General features: G+C 68.6%; 13 protein-coding genes. 6 read left to right on the top strand and 7 right to left on the bottom strand.

Translation table 11 applies throughout. From position 1 onward, the window contains the following. Positions 1–5: 5 nt before the first annotated feature. From AB0H86_RS16225 to AB0H86_RS16235, 3 genes are read right to left on the bottom strand one after another with little or no spacing between them, the layout of a single operon-like run. Positions 6–2,348 carry an FtsX-like permease family protein gene (locus AB0H86_RS16225; RefSeq protein WP_362437814.1) on the bottom strand — a complete coding sequence of 781 codons (2,343 nt, stop codon included), beginning with the start codon at positions 2,346–2,348 and terminating at the stop codon, positions 6–8. After that, positions 2,345–3,034: an ABC transporter ATP-binding protein gene (locus AB0H86_RS16230; protein ID WP_362437817.1), complete on the bottom strand. Its 690-nt coding sequence runs from the start codon at positions 3,032–3,034 to the stop codon at positions 2,345–2,347. The genes AB0H86_RS16225 and AB0H86_RS16230 overlap by 4 nt, the downstream gene beginning before the upstream one ends. Continuing rightward, a complete protein-coding gene (locus AB0H86_RS16235; protein WP_362437819.1) occupies positions 3,031–3,555 on the bottom strand; it encodes a PadR family transcriptional regulator in 525 nt (174 codons plus the stop codon). The genes AB0H86_RS16230 and AB0H86_RS16235 overlap by 4 nt, the downstream gene beginning before the upstream one ends. A gap of 354 nt (positions 3,556–3,909) precedes the next feature. Between AB0H86_RS16235 and AB0H86_RS16240 the strand changes: the two genes are divergently transcribed. Next, positions 3,910–6,285 (top strand): transglycosylase domain-containing protein, encoded by a 2,376-nt coding sequence (locus AB0H86_RS16240; RefSeq protein WP_362437822.1) that lies wholly within the window; start codon positions 3,910–3,912, stop codon positions 6,283–6,285. A 472-nt stretch (positions 6,286–6,757) separates the two neighbouring features. After that, positions 6,758–11,119 (top strand): hypothetical protein, encoded by a 4,362-nt coding sequence (locus AB0H86_RS16245; RefSeq protein ID WP_362437825.1) that lies wholly within the window; start codon positions 6,758–6,760, stop codon positions 11,117–11,119. A gap of 85 nt (positions 11,120–11,204) precedes the next feature. Here the strand turns inward: AB0H86_RS16245 and AB0H86_RS16250 are convergent, their stop codons facing one another. The 4 genes from AB0H86_RS16250 to AB0H86_RS16265 form a co-directional block, all read right to left on the bottom strand. Continuing rightward, positions 11,205–11,774, bottom strand: a complete 570-nt coding sequence (locus tag AB0H86_RS16250; protein ID WP_362437828.1) for a DUF6461 domain-containing protein — start codon at positions 11,772–11,774, stop codon at positions 11,205–11,207. A 38-nt stretch (positions 11,775–11,812) separates the two neighbouring features. Next, positions 11,813–13,918, bottom strand: coding sequence for a SpoIIE family protein phosphatase (locus AB0H86_RS16255; protein WP_362437830.1), 2,106 nt, complete (start codon positions 13,916–13,918; stop codon positions 11,813–11,815). Positions 13,919–14,213: 295 nt separating this feature from the next. Beyond that, a complete protein-coding gene (locus AB0H86_RS16260; protein WP_362437833.1) occupies positions 14,214–14,909 on the bottom strand; it encodes a DUF402 domain-containing protein in 696 nt (231 codons plus the stop codon). Positions 14,910–14,992: 83 nt separating this feature from the next. After that, positions 14,993–16,378, bottom strand: a complete 1,386-nt coding sequence (locus AB0H86_RS16265) for a class II fumarate hydratase (RefSeq protein WP_362437836.1) — start codon at positions 16,376–16,378, stop codon at positions 14,993–14,995. Between the two features lie 148 nt (positions 16,379–16,526). Between AB0H86_RS16265 and AB0H86_RS16270 the strand changes: the two genes are divergently transcribed. The 4 genes from AB0H86_RS16270 (at position 16,527) to AB0H86_RS16285 (ending at position 19,938) form a co-directional block, all read left to right on the top strand. Further along, positions 16,527–17,042: a SigE family RNA polymerase sigma factor gene (locus tag AB0H86_RS16270; protein ID WP_362437839.1), complete on the top strand. Its 516-nt coding sequence runs from the start codon at positions 16,527–16,529 to the stop codon at positions 17,040–17,042. A 62-nt stretch (positions 17,043–17,104) separates the two neighbouring features. Beyond that, positions 17,105–17,539, top strand: coding sequence for a hypothetical protein (locus AB0H86_RS16275; protein ID WP_362437842.1), 435 nt, complete (start codon positions 17,105–17,107; stop codon positions 17,537–17,539). A 178-nt stretch (positions 17,540–17,717) separates the two neighbouring features. Further along, a complete protein-coding gene (locus AB0H86_RS16280; protein WP_362437845.1) occupies positions 17,718–19,286 on the top strand; it encodes a recombinase family protein in 1,569 nt (522 codons plus the stop codon). Positions 19,287–19,500: 214 nt separating this feature from the next. Then, on the top strand, positions 19,501–19,938 hold the full coding sequence (locus AB0H86_RS16285; protein WP_362437848.1) for a hypothetical protein: 438 nt from the start codon (positions 19,501–19,503) through the stop codon (positions 19,936–19,938). The last annotated feature ends 60 nt before the right edge of the window (positions 19,939–19,998 follow it).

Consider the following 19,998-nt stretch of genomic DNA (forward strand, 5'->3'; position numbering starts at 1 on the left):
CCCGGCTACTCCGTCCGTAGCCCGTCCGGCCGCATCAGCCTCAGCAGCGGCGGCAGGCTGAACAGGGTCACCACCAGGACGACCGCCGCGCCCACTCCGGTCATGGACAGCACGCTCGGCCAGTCCACCCGCACGGTGGTGCCCGTCATCCGCAGCAGCACCGCGCCCAGCGTGAGCCCCACCGCCGACGCCAGCAGCAGACCGAGCGCGATCGGGATCGCCGTCTGCCACAGCACCGACAGACTCAGCGTGCGCCGCCGGGTGCCGAAGGCGACCAGCGCCGACAACAGCCGCTTGCGCTCGCGCAGTTGCTCCAGCTGCGACACCAGCAGGCTCGCCCCGATCAGCGCCAGCACACAGGCGGCGCCGGCGAACAGGCCGGTGCGGATGGCCGTGTACTTGTCGGCCCGTTCGACCGACTGCCAGACCATGGGGTCGCTCAGGGGGTCGATGGCCGTCGACGTGTTGCGCACGTACTCGAACACGTCCGGCACGGACTCGTCGAGCTTGAGGTACACCTCGCCGCTCAGGCCGGAAGCGTTCGCGGCCGGCAGTGCCTTCGGGGTGATCAGGAAGCCGCCCCGCGCCGAGAAGGTCGGGTCGTCCGTGCGGCTCTGCGCCTTCTTCAGTCCCGACGGGACCACCCACGGGCTCTCCGCGCCCTTCGTGGAGCCCTCGTAGGACGGGTCGAAGTACAGCGTCCGGCCCGCCTTCGTCAGCTTCGGGGTGTCGGTGTCGTACTCGGCACCCAGTGAGACGAACACGTCGCCGTCCCGGCACGAGGGCAGGACCGCGATCTCCCGGAGCGCCGTGCAGTCCCCGACGGTCACCTGGGCGCCGAGCTCCGGATCCGCTCGCCGCTCGCCGAGGTGTCCCTCGGAGTACGCGAAGACCTGACGTACGCCCTCGGTCCGGCGGAACTTCTCGGTGGCCCCGCCGAGCGGAACCTCCTTCGGGACCGACACCTGCATCTGCGCCCGCGTTACGTCGTAGCCGGTGTCCTTCGTGTAGTCGCTCTCCACGCCGGCGAACAGCATCTGCAGCGCGATCGCCCCGGCCACCGCGACCGCGATGCCGTTGACCATGCGGGCGGCCGTACCGCTGCTCAACTGGAGCCTGCGCACGGCCAGTTGCCAGGCCACCCCGCCGCCGCCGAGCCGTCCGACGACGGCCTCGACGATCCATGGCAGCAGCGCGGTCACGCCGATGAGCAGCAGAATGACACCGCCGACGACGAGGTACTGGTTGAAGTCGCCGCCATCCCGGCCCTGCCCGATCATCGGGTAGAGCAGCGCGAGCCCGCCCAGCGGCAGCAGCAGCCGCCACCACAGCCGACGCTTGGCCGGCTTGGCAGCGCGCACCACACCCAGCGGCTCGATCACGACTCCGCGCAGGGCGATCAGGGTGACGAGCACCGCGGCCGCCGGCACGGCGAGTCCGACCAGCAGCGCGAGGGCCGGGGAGGGGTTGAGGTAGCTCGGGAACACACTGACGTCGAACACCTCGACCGAGCCCGCCACCTGACGGCCCATCATGAAGAAGCCCGCGCCGAGCACCAGCCCGAGCACCGCGCCCGCGAGGGCCTCGCCGGCGGCGATCCGCCGGGTCGAGCGGCCGTCGGCGCCGACCAGCCTGAGCGCCGCGAGCCTCCGGTCGCGCCGCTCGCCGCCGAAGCGTACGGCTGCGGCGATGAACACGCCGACCGGCATCAGCAGGACGACGAAGACGACGAGGATCAGCAGGATCAGCACGGGGTCGGTCTTCTCGGACGTCGCCTGGTCATTCCCGAACCGGTCGATCCGGGCCACACCGCCATGGTCGAGCTGGTCGGCGAGGCCCTGGCCGCCCCGGTAGAAGGCGAGTTCCGCCGAGCCGATCAGCCCGCTCTCGCCGATCGTGCCGACGATCCGCTGCGGCAGCCGCTCCCGCAGCAGCTTCCCGGAGCCGGACTCCAGGAGGTCCTTCAGCGCGGGGGAGACCACCATCTCGCCCGGCGCCGGGAACTTCTCCAACCCCGGCGGCAGGGGCGCCTTCGGCCCCTCCGGCTCCAGCTCCCGCCCCCGGACATCCTTGTCGCGGAAGGTCGTACCGGCGCTCACGATCAGGAGCGAGTGGTCCGACCTGGACACCCCGGTGCTGGTGTCGCCGTACTGGAGGTCGCTGCGGGCGTCCTCCCGGTCGTGCCGTACCGCCAGCGCGTTCGGGATGGCGGTCGTCAGCAGCAGCAGCGCCACCCCGAGCCCGACCCCGACGGCCGTCAGCAGCGCCCGGACCCATCCCTCGCGCCCGCCGGCGAAGGCGAACCTGACCCCCATGGCAAGGTCCCGCCACCACTGCCTCACGGTCATACGACCCGCTCCATGTCCCGGGACTTCCCGTCCCGTACGACGATCTCGCGGTCGGAGTAGGCGGCCACCCGGGCCTCGTGCGTGACCAGCACGACGGCGGCGTTGGTGGACCGGGCCGCCTCGGTCAGCAGCTCCATCACGCGCTCGCCGTTGAGCGAGTCGAGCGCGCCGGTCGGCTCGTCGGCGAACAGCACCCGCGGGCTGGTGACCAGCGACCGCGCCACGGCGACCCGCTGCCCCTGCCCGCCGGACACCTCACCGGGCCGCTTCTTGCGCAGGTCGTCGACCTCCAGCCGCTCCATCCACGACAGCGCGGCCCGCTCGGACTCCTTGCGGGAGGTCCCGTTCAGCCTCAGCGGCAGCGCCACGTTCTCGACGCAGGTCAACTCGGGGACGAGCTGCCCGAACTGGAACACGAACCCGAACTCGCTGCGCCTGAGCGCACTGCGCTGGGCGTCGTTCATGGTGGCCATCTCGCGCCCGTTGTACGTGATCGACCCCGAGTCGGGTGTCACGATCCCGGCGAGACAGTGCAGCAGCGTCGACTTCCCGGACCCGGACGGGCCCATCACGGCGACGACCTCGCCGGGGTGGATGGAGAACTCGGCGCCGTCGAGCGCGAGGGTCGGGCCGTAGGCCTTGCGCAGATCGTCGGCCGCCAGCAGGGAACCGGTGGGAGGAGTCACTTGGTCACCGCCTCGGCGAGCTTGTCGAGCCGCGCGGCCGTCAGTTCGAGCCAGCGCAGGTCGGCCTCCAGATGGAACAGGGCGTGGTCGCAGATGAGCTGGTCGGCCAGATCACCCTTGCGCTTGCGGTCGGTGAGGATCCGCATCATGCGCAGATGCTCGGCACGCTGCGTGTCGAGGATGTCGGCCGCGTCGCGCCGCGTCAGCAGCGCGAGGACGACCTTGGTGTACAGCGTCGACTGCAGATACGGCTCGGGCTTCTCCGGCGTGGCGAGCCACTGCTGTACGTCGGTGATCCCCGCCTCGGTGATCGCGTACCGCTTACGCTCCGGCCCGTCGCCGGGTTCGATGCCGTCGACCTCGACGAACCCGTTCTTGAGCAGGCGGGACATCGTCGAATAGACCTGGCCGTAGTGCAGTGGCCGGTCGTGACCGAATTTCTCGTCGAAGGCCCGCTTCAGGTCGTAACCGTGGCGCGGGCCGGACTCCAGGAGTCCCAGAAGAGTGTGACCGATGGACATGAGGAGGACTCTACACACGGTGTATACCCCGTATGTATACGTCGAGTGTGCGGATCGTGGCGGGGCGTACGGTCGCGCAGGTGGGAGCCGATTGTCACGGTTCTGCGACAGGCCTCGGACCGCCGGGCGGACGGCCCCGGTCGCTCGCAGCTATCCAAGTGCTAACACTTCATCCCGTCCTGGCAACCCTTGCTCCCTCTCGTACGTCGATTCCAGTGGGACGGGTGCTGATTGTCACGTCCGCAAAAGACAGGATCGAAAGCCCTTTGTCACACCAAGCGGTGTTAGCTTGCTGAGCTGACCTGAGCCACGAACCTGTGTGACAACAGATAACGAAGCGGAGCGAGCGGACTCATGGGACGAGCGGAAGAGAGACGAGCGCGACAACGGGGTGGCCACCGCGCGGCGTCCACCAGCTCGTCCTCGTCGCCGGCTGCGGGTGTCGAGGGTGGCGGCCGGGCCGCCACCCGCATGGCAGCCAAGGGCAAGGGCGGCGACAAGTCCAAAAAAGCGGGCAAGGCCGGGAAGAGCGGCATACGCAGGCCGTTCACCTGGAAGAAGATCCTCGGCACCTTCTTCGGCCTCTGCCTCCTCGGTATCGGCTCCTTCATCGTGCTGTACATCATGGTGCCCGTGCCCAACGGCAACGCGGCGGCGCAGGCCGCGGAGCTCCAGAGCAACGTCTACAAGTACAGCGACGGCAAAACGGTCCTGGCTCGCTCCGGCAAGGTCAACCGCGAGATCGTGGACCTGTCCAAGGTGCCCAAGGGCGTCCAGCACACCTTCGTCGCCGCCGAGAACAAGAGCTTCTACACCGACTCCGGCATCGACCTGAAGGGCACGGCCCGCGGTCTGTACAACACGCTCATGGGCCGGGGTGCGCAGGGCGGTTCGACGATCACCCAGCAGTACGTCAAGAACTACTACCTCACCCAGGAGCAGACGGTCACCCGCAAGCTCAAGGAGATGGTCATCTCCCTGAAGGTGGACCGCCAGAAGTCCAAGGACGACATCCTCGCCGGCTACATCAACACCAGCTACTACGGCCGCAACGCCTACGGCATCCAGGCCGCGGCCCAGGCCTACTACCGGGTCGACGCCGAGGACCTCTCGGTCGAGCAGGGCGCGTATCTCGCCGCCGTCCTCCAGGCGCCGAGCCAGTACGACTGGGAGGTCGCGAGCGAGACCGGCAAGAAGCTGGTGCAGAACCGCTGGAACTACGTCCTGGACAACATGGTCGAGGAGGGCTGGCTGGACAAGGCCGAGCGCGACGGCATGACGTTCGAGCCGCCGAAGAAGCCGAAGGCCGCCGCCGGACTGGAAGGCCAGAAGGGCTACCTGGTCGACCTCGCCAACACGCAGATCGAGGATCAGCTGATGAAGCGGGAGGGCATGTCGCGCTCTCAGGCGGAGGCCCAGGTCGTCGGCAGGGGGTGGACCATCACCCTGAACATCGACAAGAAGAAGCAGGCCAAGCTGGAGAAGGCCGTCAAGGCGCAGCTGACCAGCAAGCTGGATCCGAAGAAGCGGCCGGTCGACAAGAACGTCCAGGCCGGCGCGGTCTCGGTCGACCCGAAGACAGGCAAGATCGTCGCCCTGTACGGCGGTGTGGACTACTTCGAGCACTACCGGAGCAACGCGACCCGCCCGGACTACCAGCCCGCCTCCACGTTCAAGCCGGTGATCCTCGCCGCCGCCCTCGAGGACGGCGCGGTGACGCAGGACGACAAGCCGATCACCACGAACACGATCTACGACGGCACCAGCAAGCGCGCGGTCAAGGGCAGCGACATCGCCTTCGGGCCGGAGAACGAGGACGACCAGGACTACGGCGACGTCACCGTGCAGACGGCGATGAACAAGTCCATCAACTCCGTCTTCGCGCAGATGGGCGTGGACGTCGGCATGGACAACGTGCTCGAGACGGGCGCCAAGCTCGGTATGGACACCGGCGACCTCAAGCCGGTGCCCGCGCTGACCCTCGGCACCATGGGCGCGAGCCCGCTGCAGATGGCCGGGGTCTACGCCACGCTCGACAACCACGGCAAGCAGGTCACGCCGAGCATCATCAAGTCGGCCGAGCACGCCACCAGCAAGGTGGAGATGCCCGACCCGATCGGCGAGCAGGTCCTCTCCCCGGAGACCGCCGACACCGTCACCTCGGTGCTGACCGGCGTGGTCGACGACGGTACGGCCCGCACGTCCGTGCGGGACAACTCGGCGCGCGACGGCCAGCAGGTCGCCGGCAAGACCGGTACCTCCGACGACAACAAGTCGGCCTGGTTCACCGGCTACACGCCCGACCTGGTCACCTCGGTGGGCCTGTTCGGCGAGGACGTGAAGACCAGCGCGCAGGTCAAGATGTACGGCGCGGGCGGCGAGGACCGCGTCAACGGAGGTGGCTTCCCGGCACAGATCTGGGCGGCGTACACCTTCGGGGTCTCGGCCAAGAACTCCAAGTTCGACCTGGACACCGACCAGGGCGCGGCGGTCAAGCCGACCAAGTCGCCGTCGGTCACCCAGCAACCGACCCAGACCCCGTCGGACGAACCGACCACGAAGAAGCCGACGTCCCCGCCGCCGACCTCGGAGTCCCCGACGTCCAAGCCGCCCAGCGAGACACCCACGACGCCGGCGCCGACCACGTCCGCGCCGAGCACACCGACGATCTCCCCGCCGACGGGCAGCGGCACCCCGGAGGATCCGCTCGACCCGGGTGACGACCTCTAGCACGACCTCCAGCAAGACCTCTAGCAACAGGAAAGGGCGCCCGGCACTGCCGGGCGCCCTTTCCTGTGTGTCGCAATTCAGCCACTCTGCCGCCCCCGCAGGCGCGCCGCGCACATCTGATTCATGGCAACTTCACAGCTGAGGGCGCCTGTTGTGCATGTTCCCCGGCTGGTCCCGGACGGAGATCACCCAGATGGTTTCCCGTCATGCTCCGGTCGATTCCTTGATTGACGAGTGCATGGCGTGCCTAAAGTGACCTTCGTCGTCGGCGGAATCGCTCAGACCAAAGCCTTCCGCCTGAAGGCACATGCACATACAACGGGGGCGTTCAGCGGCCTGTGCACGCCGCGTCACCCCCGTATGCCCGTGTATCGGTGAGAGGGGGAACCGCCGCACGAGCCAGTGTCCGTGCGTGCCCAACGCCGGCACCGGCCGACTCCCCCTCCACTGAACGAGAAGGGGGAAGTCTCTCTTGAGACCAAGAAAAAGAACACTCGCGCCCCTGGCCGCGGTTGCGGCCGGGGCGGTACTCGCATCGCTGGTACAGGCCACGGCCTTCGCCGACGAGCCCTCACCGACCCGCGACACCGCGCGGAAGCCGGCGACGTCCGCGTCCGATGCGGTGCCCTCGGCCAAGCGCACCGCCGTACTGGGCAAGTCCTGGAAGAGCTCCAGCGACCTCGCATGGACAACCTCGGGGGACGCCGAGGGCTTCCACATCCTCACAGCCCGGAAGAACGACGGCTACACATGGCGCACGGCCGCGTCCTTGTCCGAGCCCGGGTTCGACACCGACGCCTGGATAGGCAACATCTGCGTCACCGGCTCAGGGACGCGGGCCATCGTCGTCTACGCTCCCCGCACCTTCACCAACACACCGCAGTTGATGGCCCGCGGAGGCTTCACCGCGGTGGTCGACCTGGCCTCCGGACACGTGACCAAACTGGGTCTCAAGACGTCGCTGTCGTACTACAACCCTGGCTGCGGAACGGGTGAAACGGCTGTCCTGACCCAATCCGGCAGCGAAGACCTGCCCGGCACCCGGCTGTTCCGGCTGAACACGCGGACGGCCGAACTCAGCAAGCCGATCAAGCTCAAGGGCCAGTACACCTCGGCGGTCCCGGTCGCCGACAACTCCATAGCCGCGGCCTCAGGCGCGCAGGTCGTACGCATCGACGCGCGCGGAGGACGCAAGGCCCTCGTCCGCACCGACGGCGTGCCGTACCGGCTCACCCCGGACAGCGAAGACGGGCTCGCCTTCCTCGACAAACGGGGACTCACTTCCAAGGTCAAGCGCATCACCGCCTCCGCGGTCACCCACCCGGACGCCCGGCGGACGGGCGCGGCCGTGCTGGCACAGGGGCTCGCCACGGAGACCGGACTGACCCGTGGTGCCGGCAACGTGTACGTGACCGGCGACACGAAGCAGACGGTGAAGACCGGCCAACTGCCTCCGACCGTAAGAAGGCTGACGTCGGCTCCGAAGGACGCCACCGTCTCCACACGCGGTGAGGCCGTCCTGACCCCTACGGCATGGGCCGACGGCAAGGGCACGCTCCTGATGCCCGGCGACACCGCCGTGGCCCGCCCGGTGAAGATGTCCCTCACAGTCGAGGACACCGGGCGCAAGGCGTCCTTCACCGTGGACCCGACGCGCCATGTCTCGACGCGGGCCGCCCAGGGCCGGGACCCGTCCCCCGGACTGCTCACAGGGTCGGGGAAGGCCAAGCGGTCCCTGTCCGCCGCGGCCGCCGGTGACCCCAGCAACCCGGTGGAGGAGGAGCGCACCTGCTCCGTACCGCGCAACGACCCGCGTAACCAGGCCATGCAGCCCAAACCGCGTCAGGTGGAATGGGCCGTCAACATGGCGGTCAAGGGCCTGCTGAACACCCACATCTCGCGATCGGCCAACTGGAAGAACCTCGGGATGCCGGCCTACCAGCCGCAGACCCTCTTCCTGAACCCGCCGCTGAGTGGCGGTGGCCGCGCCATCGCGCAGGTCATGCTCGGTGTGACCACCCAGGAGTCCAACATGTGGCAGGCCGCCCGCTCGGCCGTGCCCGGCGTCACCGCCAGCCCGCTGATCGGCAACTACTACGGCATCGACCTCTATGACGGCGACTCGGCCAATGACTGGGACGTCAACTTCGCCGAGGCGGACTGCGGTTACGGCATCACGCAGATCACCGACCACATGCGGATGGCCGGCCGTGAGGACGGCCACGGCGGCGAGGCCTGGCCGTACCAGAAGCAGCGGGCCGCGGCCCTCGACTACACCGCGAACATCGCGGCGGGCCTGCAGACCCTCGTCTCCAAGTGGAACGAGACCCGTGACGCGGGCCTGATCGCCAACCACGGCGCCAACGGCCGCCCCGAGAACTGGTACTTCGCCCTGTGGGCCTACAACTCCGGGTTCCACCCGAAGGGAACAGCCGGCACGCCGTGGGGCCTGGGCTGGGCCAACAACCCGGCCAACCCCGAATGGGACGCCGGACGGCTGCCGTTCATGGAGAACGCCGCGGGCAACGACGACGCCAGCGCCGCCGCCCGCCCGCAGAACTGGCCCTACCAGGAGAAGGTCCTCGGCTTTGCCGCCCACCCGCCGTCCTTCCTGGAGTCCCCGGGCGTGATGGTCCCCGCCTTCCGCCAGTCCACCTGGAACGGCACCAGTGAGGCCGTCACCGTCAAGGGCAGCGCCAAGTACAACCGGGCCCAGGTCAAGGCACCCGAGGGCGCGTTCTGCGACTCCTCCAACTCCTGCACCCCGAGCCGGATATCGGACGGCGCCTCCAACGACAGCGCGACCAGCGGCCCCTGTGGCCGTGAGGACTTCAAGTGCTGGTGGAACAAGCCGGTCACCTGGAAGAGCGACTGCGTCGACACCTGCGGCTTCGAGTTCATCCGCTTCGGCGAGAGCATGCCGGAGGAGGCCGACGGCACCGCCTATCCGCCGGTGTGCACCACCACGGGCCTGCCGAGCAACGCCCTGATCGTCGACGACGTCCCCGCGGGCACGCCCGTCGTCCGGCCCGGCTGCACCAACTCCTGGAAGAACTCCGGGAGTTTTGGCTTCAACTTCGCCAACAATGCCGTCGAGGTGGTGTACCCGGCCAAGGTCGACCTGCACCAGCTGGGCGCGGGCTTCGGCGGTCACTTCTACTTCGGCCACACCCGCGCGGACGACGCCAAGGGCCAGCGGTTGAAGATCACCGGCAGCTGGAAGCTGAACGACAAGCTCACCGGCCAGGCCAAGGTCATGGTGCACCTGCCCGACCACGGAGCCCAGACCAAGTACGCCACCTACGAGATCGAGACGGCCCACGGGACCGAGAAGCGCACGATCTCGCAGCCCGGCGACGGAAACCGCTGGGTCTCGCTCGGCGCCTACCGGTTCGACAACGCCGCTCAGGTCCGGCTCACCACCATCACGCCGGACGGCACCGGTGACCAGGACATCGCCTTCGACGCGGTGGCGTTCGTACCGGGCTCGTACGACCTGATCACCGACATCCAGATGCCCGAGATGAACCCCGACGCCCCGGAGCCGGCCGAGGTGGAGCCCGTGACCACCCTCCCCGGCCATGTCTTCCCCCGTGCGGGCGCACGGGCCGCGAACGCCGGGCCGTCGGCCGACAAGCACTCCGGCGCGTTCGACTGCCGCCCCGTCAAGGGCAGGGCGAGCAGTGAGGTCTGCCTGCAGTTCCGCGGTGAGCCCGTCAAGCAGAGCAAGCAGCAACTCGCCGCGGGCAACACGGCCTTCTGCGCGAAGAGCGGCGCCGACATGTTCTACACGCGCACCAGGGCCTGCCTCCAGGACAGCTTCTCGGCCACGTTGTACGAGAACAACGTGCCGATCGCGCAGAACCTGTACTCGTACAAGCACGAGATCGACCTCGACATCGACAGCCCCACCATCAAGCAGACCGTCTCGATCCAGCCGACCAAGGTTGATCCGAAGGTTCCGCCGGTGACGGTCAACGTCCAGTCGTTCTGCCAGCACAACTGCTCGTCGGGCGGCATCACCTGGTCCAGCCTGCCGAAGTGGTCGGGTCTGGACACACACATGGCCGTCGGGGAAGTCGACCACACCTGGCAGGGCACGACCGGCAACGAGACCGTGCACCTGAACTGGATCCTGTCCTCGACCATGGGGGGCGCCCCGAACGGCGGTGCCGACTACCAGCCGCCCAGCGGCAAGCTCGGCATCCGCTGCGACAACGAGGCCAAGGGCAAGACCACGATCGGCTGTGTCTTCCCGGACTACACCCCGACGTATGTGGTCAACACGGAGGCGAACCCCACGGCTGGGGCGTTCTACTGGATCCTCATGCAGAAGCTGCCCTACCACCCGGGCAGCAGGGAGCACGACTCGCCACTGAACTACCTGGCGAGCAAGGCGAGCCAGGACGCCAACCGGAAGGTGATCTGCCCGAAGAGCGGTCCGGACAAGTTCGTGCCCAACCCCGCCTCGAAGCCGCCGAACAGCACGTCGAGCTGCGACGAGTACCCGTTCGCAGCGACGTACCAGAGCGGCGGCATGCCCCCGCAGGCGGTGGCCACGGGTAAGGACTGCACGCAGTTGTACGCTCAGCCGCTGTCCGGCTCGGGTTGGACCATCCTCGAGGATCCCACCTACGCCCGGGTCAACACCTGGAACGAGATCTGCGGCCGGGCCAGCATCCCCGGTGACGAGAACTCCGGCGCGGCGAACCGTATCGGCCTGCACTTCGTCCCGAGAAACCGGATGCTCGACAGGGACGCGTTCTACGTGAATGTTCCGGGCTTCGAGGAGTGCACCGACCTCTCGAAGATCTGCGTCGTGCGGACGCGGTAACCGGCACTGACTCCGAGCACCCGCCCCCCGCACGAACCGGCTTCGCACGGTTCGTGCGGGGGGTTGTCGCACAGACCGAGGCGTTCTAGACGAGGACCACCGCGGGAAGCGACCCGCCCTCGAGCGCCGTACGGGGCAGGTCGAGCGAGAACACCCTTTCCGCCACGGTGAGGATCCGCTGCTCCGGCTCCCAGTCGTCCGGATCGGCCGTCCCGTCCGGCAGCAGCATGCCCGCCTCCCGCATGGCCGGCACCAGGAACGAAGGATCGGTGCCGCCGATCTGCTCCGCCTCCACACCGGGCTCGAAGTCGGAGGCGATCTCCCCGTCGCGGGCGTGCACGAACCAGTACGGAGGGGTGCCGCTGTCCAGCAGCATGACCGCGTCCGTACCCCGGGAGACCCGCTGCAGGGTACGCCGGTCGGTGCCCTCGGCGCTCGCGGACTCCACAGCGAAGGCCCAGCCGTTGCTGGTGCCCAGCCGGGCGACGGGCCCCTCGTCCCGAGCGAGCCGCAGGGCCTCGTCCGCGGACACGGACGGCAGGATCCGCTCGGGGTCGGAGCCCATCCGGCCTACCAGTTCCGCCACGCTCAGCCCTCTGGCGAACGTGACGCAGTACGCGTCAAAGGCTTCCCGGATCCATGCGACTCCGTCCACAGGGCCTTCTCACCTTCGCCGTCACACGCGCGTTGCTGTCATGTCCGGTTCAGCTCGAACCAGACCACCTTCCCGGTACTCAACCGAGTCGCCCCCCACCGCCGAGCCAGCTTGTTCACGAGATACAGCCCACGCCCGCCCTCGTCCGTGGCCCGAGCCTGCCGCAGCCGCGGCAACTGCGGCACGTCGTCCCCCACTTCACAGCGCAGGACATCCGTCCGCAGCAGCCGTAGCGTGATCGGCCGGGTGGCATACCGCACCGCGTTCGTCACGACCTCGCTGACCAGCAACTCCACCGAGTCACTCATCTCCTCCATGCCCCAGCGGGACAGCGCCCGACGGGCCAGCCGGCGGGCCCGGCCGGGAGCCATCTCCTCCGGCTCCAGGAACCAGTACGCCACATCACTCGGCGCGATCCCGTCGAAGCGGGCGGCGAGCAGCGCGATGTCGTCGTCCCGGTCGCCCGGACCGAGCATGTCGAGCACCTCGTCGCACAGGGCTTCGAGCGGCGGCGGATGGTCGGGCCCGGTCAGCTGAGCGGTCGCGGCGAGCTTCTCGCGCAGCTGCTCTATACCGGTCCACACGTCCCTCAGACGCGACTCGACGAGCCCGTCGGTGTACAGGAGCAGGGTCGCTCCGGCGGGCGCGTCCAGTTCCACGGCCTCGAAGTCGACGCCACCGACACCGATCGGCGCACCCGGCGGCACCCGCAGCACCTCGGCCCGGCCGCCCAGGTGCAGCAGGACCGGCGGGGGATGGCCGGCGTTGGCGATGGTGATCCGGTGCGCGACCGGGTCGTAGACGGCGTAGAGGCAGGTCGCCATGCGGTCGGTGCCCAGGCGCTGCGCCTGTTCGTCGAGATGGTGCAGGACCTCCTGCGGGGGCAGGTCGAGTCCGGCGAGCGTCTGGGCCGTCGTCCGCAGCTGGCCCATGATCGCCGCACTGGTCATGGAGTGGCCCATGACGTCACCGACGACCAGGGCGACCCGGCTGCCGGGCAGCGGGATCGCGTCGTACCAGTCGCCGCCCACCCGCGCGGTCTCGGCGGCCGGCAGATAGCGGGACGCGAGCCGCACACCGGTCGGGCGCGGAAGCGTCTCCGGCAGCATGGTGCGCTGCAACTCGTCGGCGATGTACGCCTCACGGCCGTACAGCACCGCCTTGTCGATGCCGAGCGCGCTGTGCGTGGCGAGCTGCGCCGCGACCAGCAGATCGTCCGGCTCGAAGGCGATCCGGTCCGGGCGGCGCAGGAACAGCGCGGCGCCGATCACCCGGCGACGGCCGCGCAGCGGGGCCAGGATCGCGCGCTGTCCGGTCGGTACGGCGAACTCGCCGCCCTCGCCCAGCAGCTCGGGCAGCGCGGCGCGCGCGGCGGGCGTGTCCGTGAAGACGGGACGCACCCCGCGCAGCACCTCGGCCAGCGCGCTGCCGGGCTGCACCTCGCACAGCTCGGTGCCGATCGTGCCGAGCTCGGACGGATCCGGCACCGGAACCGGCAGGATCCCGTCCTCCAGGTCCCGCTCCAGCGGGATCCGGTCGGTGCGGCGCAGCCGTAGCACCAGCGGCCCGACGGGTCGCTCGTCGCCGACCGGCAGCGGATCGCGCAGATAGACGAGGATGGCGTCCGAGAACGTCGGCACGGTGGCCCGGCACAGCCCCATCACGATCTCGTCGAGGTCGAGACCCCGGGCGATCCGCCGGGTCGCGGCGCCCACGAACCGCAGCCGGTCCCCGTCCCGCCGCATCGGCGTGGGCCGGCCCGGCGACAGACTCTGTCCGGTCCGGCGCTCCGGGCCGTCCGAGGGCTCGGCGCCCGGCTGGAGGGGGATGCCCTCCGGGACGGGGCGGGGGCGGTGTGTGTCGGGCTCGGCGGTGGCCGGCTGGGAGTGCTCGGGGCCGGTGCCGGCGGGGTTGTCATCCATACCGCTCGATGTCGTCGTACCGGACGCGGGCGTCGTACCGGAGGCGGCCGGCGGTGTCTCGCCGGCGCGTGCCTGTACGGGTAAGGCGCCGGCGCCGGGCGTGCACGACGGCGTGTCCGCGCCGTGGGGCTGGGACGTCGTGGAGGCACGCAGGAGCGCCCCACGGCCGTCCGTGGGGTCGACGCCCGCCTGGGGGCGTTCGAAGGTCGGCTGCTCCGTCACGCGTGTCGAATCCGTCCGTCCGGGACTGCGCGCCGCGCGCGCAGATGGTCCCGCCGAAAACCCGATACCCGGAATACGTGTCCCAGGAACGGATTTCCCGCGTGGTCAGGGGTTGTTCCTGTGCCACCGGCGGCCCGACATCGTCCCGTACCGGTGTTGCCCTCGTACCCCTCGCTCACGTCCTGCCGCCCCTCGGTGACGATCGGTCAAGCCCAGCGCGTGCTCCGGCGATTGCCCCTGCGCGCCCTTGCGGAGGACGATCCTACGTTTCTTGCCCGGGGGCGCATCAAGGGTCTCATGAGGACAGATGCGCGGGCGTACGATCCCAGTCGGGGGGCAATGACGGGACGGACCAGGACGGATCGGGCCTCCAGTGCTGCCAGCCGTCCGAGAACGGCGGCCCCCAGGAGCGGATCATCTCCACCGCCGACCGCCCGGCCTCCCGTACCTTCCGCGCGAGTCGGGCGTCCATCAGCCCGTCCCGCTGGGCCTGCGCGAACTCGTCCTCGTCCCGCCAGTGCCAACTGCGGTCCGGGTGGACGGAGATGTCGAGAAAGTGGTCCTCGGAGTCGACCCCGCCGGACCAACGCGCCAGTGGGGTCTCGAGGTTCACGTACCAGTTCTTGAACTGCCACCCCGGATCCCAGAACAGCCACACCGACCACGGCTCACCGGGACGGGCGAGCTTCAGCACGCCCGTCCCGAACCACCGGTCGTGAGTCACCGTCCGCGGCTTGGTGTAGCGAGTAGCCAGCGGCTCGACGTGCACGGCCGTACCGTCCGCGAGCACCGGCTTCACACACTCGGTCCCCGGGGCCAGCCACACGGCGAGCAACTCGCTGTCGTCCCGTACCACGGTGACGGGACGCGCGATGTGGAAGCGCGCGCCGCCGTTCTCCCGGTAACGCCACAGGATCTGACTCCCGGGTGCCCAGAACACCGCCGACCCGCCCGCTGTCACTTCGGCTCTCACCGCTCCACCGTCTGCCATGCACAGATATTAGGTGCCATAGGCATACGACGCTGCGGTACGCGTCACGGTTCACGCCCGCGGCGAGAATGGTTCGCACGCGGTTACGGGTGTGTCATCCGCAGGACATCCAGCGCTTCGTCGAGCTGCCGCTCGGTGAGGTCGCCCCGCTCCACGTACCCGCTCTCGACGACGACCTGACGGATCGTCTTCCGCTCGGCCAGCGCCTTCTTCGCGACCTTCGCGGCCTCCTCGTACCCGATGTACTTGTTGAGCGGCGTCACGACGGACGGCGAGGACTCGGCGTACTCCCGGGCCCGCTCCCGGTGGGCGACGATCCCGTCGACGGTCCGGTCGGCGAGCAGCCGGGACACGTTGCCGAGCAGCCGGATCGACTCGAGCACGTTCTTGGCGATGACCGGCAGCATCACGTTGAGCTCGAAGTTGCCGGCCGCCCCGGCGGTCGCCACGGTGGCGTCGTTGCCGATCACCTGGGCGGCGACCATGAGCACGGCCTCCGGGATCACCGGGTTGACCTTGCCCGGCATGATCGACGAGCCCGGCTGCAGGTCGGGGAGGGAGATCTCGGCGAGCCCGGTGCGGGGGCCGGAGGACATCCAGCGCAGATCGTTCGCGATCTTGGTCAGTCCGACGGCGATGGTCCGCAGCTGCCCGCTGGTCTCGACGATCCCGTCCCGCGCGCCCTGCGCCTCGAAGTGGTCGCGGGCCTCGGTGAGCGGCAGCCCGGTGGCGCGGGCGACCTCCTCGATGACGGCGGCGGAGAAGCCGAGGGGCGTGTTGATGCCGGTGCCGACGGCCGTACCGCCGAGGGGCAGTTCGGCGAGCCGGGGGAGGGAGGCGGTCAGCCGCTCGACGCCGTAGCGGATCTGCGCCGCGTATCCGCCGAACTCCTGGCCCAGCGTCACGGGGGTGGCGTCCATGAGGTGGGTGCGCCCCGACTTCACGACGTCGGCGAACTCCTCGGACTTGCGCTCCAGGGCCGCCGCCAGGTGCTCCAGGGCGGGGATCAGGTCGCGGGTGACGGCGGCGGTGGCCGCGATGTGGATCGAGGAGGGGAAGACGTCGTTGGACGACTGCGAGGCGTTGACGTGGTCGTTGGGGTGGACGTCCCGGCCCAGGCGCTCGGTGGCGAGGGTGGCGAGGACCTCGTTGGTGTTCATGTTGGACGAGGTCCCGGACCCGGTCTGGAACACGTCGACGGGGAACTGCTCGTCCCACCGCCCCTCGGCGACTTCGCCCGCCGCTTCCTGGATCGCCTCGGCGATGTCCTTGTCGAGCACACCGAGACGCGCGTTCACCTTGGCCGCGGCGCCCTTGATCTGGGCGAGTGCCTCGATGTGGGCGCGTTCGATGCGCTGCCCGGAGATCGGGAAGTTCTCCACGGCGCGCTGCGTCTGGGCCCGCCACTTGGCGTCCGCCGGTACGCGTACCTCGCCCATGGAGTCGTGCTCGATGCGGTATTGGCTCATGCCCTGTACAGCGAACGGGACGCCGGGGATGTTCCGGGCACTGGGCCGACCGGGTGCCGTTCGCCGTGTGACCCAGCTCTCATGACGGCCGTGCAGCAGACGGAGGGGTGTTCGCGTCGAGGAGGGGTGACAGGAAGGGAGGGAGCGTGTGGAGACGGACTTCGACGGTTTCGTCGCCGCCCGGTCGGCCGCGCTGTTCCGGGGCGCCCTGGTCCTGACGGGCAGCCGTGACGCCGCTGAGGATCTGGTCCAGGAGACCTTGGAACGGGCCTGCCGCAAGTGGCGCACGATCTCCGACAAGGACGCCCCGGACGCCTATGTGCGGCGGATCATGGTCAACCTGGCCAACGACCGCTGGCGCCGATTCCGCCGTACGGTTTCGCAGGCGGAGGGCCCCGACCGGGCCGCCCCCGGCGACCAGTACGGACAGGTCGACAGCAGGGACCAGTTGGTGCGCGCACTGCAGCAACTGCCCATGCGGATGCGGACGGTCGTGGTGCTGCGGTACTTCCACGACCTCTCCGACACCGAGATCGCGGCCGACCTGGACATCTCGGCGAGCACTGTGCGCTCCCAGCTCGCCCGGGGGATCGAGAAACTCAGAAGCCAGTTCCCCGCACTCTCCGCCCCTTCACCACAGCAGCACACGGAAGGAATCCGATGACCTCGTACGGCGAAGCACGGCCTTCCGGCTGCACACCTTTCGAAGAGGAACTGATGAACGCCATGAGCCGATACGCGAACTCCGCCGAGGCCCCCGAGTTCGACGCGCCCCAGATCATGCGCCGCACCCGGCGCAGGCGGACCCTCGGCATCGCCGCCGTCGCCGCCGCCCTCATCGCGGCGGGCGGGGGGACGGCCCTGGCCACCTCGGTCGCGAGCGACAGCAGCCCGGCCCCGGCCGCGACCAGCGCGGCCACCAAGAGTGACGTCACCACCATGCTGTTCGACGACCACGGCGTGACCATCCCGGTCGACTTCTCGGGCCTGGACCTGGTGCTCGCCAAGCAGGTGCTCCTGAAGACGCAGACGAAGCTCGGCACCGTCACCAAGGAGGCCGTCAAGAACTGCAAGCCCGGTTCGGTGGTAGGTGTGGACCCGCACACCCCGAAGATCGTCAAGTCCGGCGACACGGTCAACCTGACCCTGTGCGCCGGCTGATCCGACTCCGAAACGACGACGCCCGCCCCTGCGCCAATCAGGGGCGGGCGTCCGTCACAGCATCACACCAGACCCGGCCCCCGCACCGGAATCGACGTGAACGTCGGCGCGGGCGCCGGGTCCTGGAAGAAGTCGTTCAACTTGTTCATCTTGCGTGGACCCTCGTACGATCACCGCCATGATCAAGCATCCGAGGGTCCTGGGCGCTGTCCGCCTGTCCATCCTCAAGGACGACACCACCAGTCCCGAGAAGCAGCGGCAGGCCGTAGAGCACTGGACTGCTGGCCCCGCCGTGGACGGTCGCATTGCGGGCTGGGCGGAAGACCTGGACGTGTCCGGTGCGATGCACCCCTTCAAGCGACCGGGCCTCGGTCCTTGGTTCAACGAGCGGGCCGACGAGTGGGACGTCTTGGCCGTCTGGAAGCTCGACCGCCTCAGTAGGAAGGCGGGCCACTTCGCCGAGGTCTTCGAGTGGTGCCAGAAGCACGGGAAGTCCATCGTGTCCGTGACCGAGGGCATCGACATGTCCACCCCCATGGGCAAGATGTTCGCTCAGATCATCGCCGCCTTTGCCGAAGGCGAGTTGGACACCATTCGCGCCCGCGCGCTTTCTGGCTCGGCCGCCCGCAAGGCCAAGGGCGTTTGGATCGGTGGCGTCGAGCCGTACGGGTACCGCTTCGAACGGCAGGAAGGCGGCGGAAAGAAGCTCGTTCAGGACCACACGTATGCGGAACTGTTCCGAGAGATTGTCGAGCGACAAAAGGGCGACTGGTCGTCGTACAAGATCGCACTTGATCTGAATAAGCGTGGCGTTCCCACTTGGCGGGATCATCTTCGAATCGTGAAGGGGGAAGATCCGAGGGGCGTTGCCTGGACTGCCAACGCGATTCGCGCCATAGCTATGAATCCCACGGTGGCCGGCATCTACACGTACAAGGGCGAGAACGTCGTAGACGAAAACGGCGAGAACGTTCGGATCACTGATGATCCGTTGATGGATTTTGCCGAGTGGTCAGAATTCGTGGCCGCCCTCAAGAGTGATCGTCCGGTTAGGCGGTCCACCCCTTCACGGTCGATGCTGGGCGGTGTGGCTACCTGCCAGGGTTGCGGCGCCCGGATGTCGTCCAACAAGAAGACGAAGCCGAACGGTCGCGTGCATCACTACTACGCCTGCAACAACGTCAACACCGGAACGTGCTCAAACCCTGGCCGCATTCGCCGCGATGACCTAGACATGGCGGTTGGGACTTTCGTGAAGTTCACTCTCGGCCCGCTCCCGGTTATGGAGCGGGCCGGTAATTCGATCAGTCAGGCCAAGATCGATCTTGCCGAGGCCGAAGCGACGCTAGACCGACTGGAAGCCGATTACCTAGCTGGACGGTTCAAGACCGACGTTCAGGTTGAACGCTACTGGGGGCAACACGAATTCCAGTCGGCCAAGGTTGAACGCCTGAGGGAGGAAATCAAGGCTGCTGAGGATGCCCCGGCCTGGAAGGAGACGGGTCGTACTTACTCCGAAGAGTGGACGACTAAGGATGACGAACAGAAGCGTGTGTTCCTGCAACGGCACGGCATAACTGTGACGGTGGGGGCCACGGAAGACGGGAGCCGACGAGTCGTCTGCAAGATGGCTGAGCTTGCCGAGATCGCCAAGGAAACCGGGCTTCAAGTTCCCGAGGGATACTGGTTGATCGAGCCGGAAGCGGAATACATTCTGCCGAAGCAGGTGGCTTATAAGCGGAAGTAGGTAGGGCCGCCCACGCTCCCAACCCTTGCCCCCGTCGCGTATAAACGCTTCGGGGGCCTTTCCATGCCCACGCTCGGCTCCCTGACCGTTTAAACGCTCTTCCTTGATTCCGCCACCCCTGGCGGGTTAAAACCTAGGCATATAAGACCGCACAGCGGCCCCGGATAACCGGGGCCTTTTCTGTTCCCGCATCCCCCGAAAGGAAACCTGACCGATGACCTTTGCCGAACAGTACGCGGACGCTATCGCGGGGCGCAGAGTGAAGCTGCGAAAGCGCGGGTTCGCCCTTGCGGCCGAGACGGCTCCCCCGACCGGGCAAGCCGCCCTGTGGTATGCCGACGCGGTTCTATGCGTGCCACGTAGCGGTCAGGCCGTGGCCCGGCAGATAGCCCGCCTCAGCGGCGACGAATCCGAGGTGACTGTTCCGTGGCGTTCGCTTGCCGATGCTGTCGGCGTACGCGACCGGGCCGGGAACCTTCGCCGCTATACCGAGCGTGGAGTGAAGGCCCTGATCGATGCCGGATGGCTCGAAGTCGAGACGGTTGGGAGCAAGCGCGGGGAGAAGACGACGTTCCGCCTCCTGGCGGGTGACCGTTCCTCGGAGTGCCTGGGCTGGATCGATGACCGGGAATGGTTCACCGAGGCTGCCTGAACGGCCTTCGGCGACTTATGGCCTTAGTAAGGCCCCCTCGGGGGCCGTTAGCTGCTGCGC

It is taken from the genome of Streptomyces sp. NPDC050997 (genome assembly GCF_040660135.1).
Lineage (GTDB): Bacteria > Actinomycetota > Actinomycetes > Streptomycetales > Streptomycetaceae > Streptomyces.

Coding starts and splice junctions, on each gene's coding strand:
- AB0H86_RS16225 (WP_362437814.1), bottom strand. CDS start 2,348: ATGACCGTGAGGCAGTGGTGGCGGGACCTTGCCATGGGGGTCAGGTTC.
- AB0H86_RS16235 (WP_362437819.1), bottom strand. CDS start 3,555: ATGTCCATCGGTCACACTCTTCTGGGACTCCTGGAGTCCGGCCCGCGC.
- AB0H86_RS16240 (WP_362437822.1), top strand. CDS start 3,910: ATGGGACGAGCGGAAGAGAGACGAGCGCGACAACGGGGTGGCCACCGC.
- AB0H86_RS16260 (WP_362437833.1), bottom strand. CDS start 14,909: ATGGCAGACGGTGGAGCGGTGAGAGCCGAAGTGACAGCGGGCGGGTCG.
- AB0H86_RS16265 (WP_362437836.1), bottom strand. CDS start 16,378: ATGAGCCAATACCGCATCGAGCACGACTCCATGGGCGAGGTACGCGTA.
- AB0H86_RS16275 (WP_362437842.1), top strand. CDS start 17,105: ATGAGCCGATACGCGAACTCCGCCGAGGCCCCCGAGTTCGACGCGCCC.
- AB0H86_RS16280 (WP_362437845.1), top strand. CDS start 17,718: ATGATCAAGCATCCGAGGGTCCTGGGCGCTGTCCGCCTGTCCATCCTC.
- AB0H86_RS16285 (WP_362437848.1), top strand. CDS start 19,501: ATGACCTTTGCCGAACAGTACGCGGACGCTATCGCGGGGCGCAGAGTG.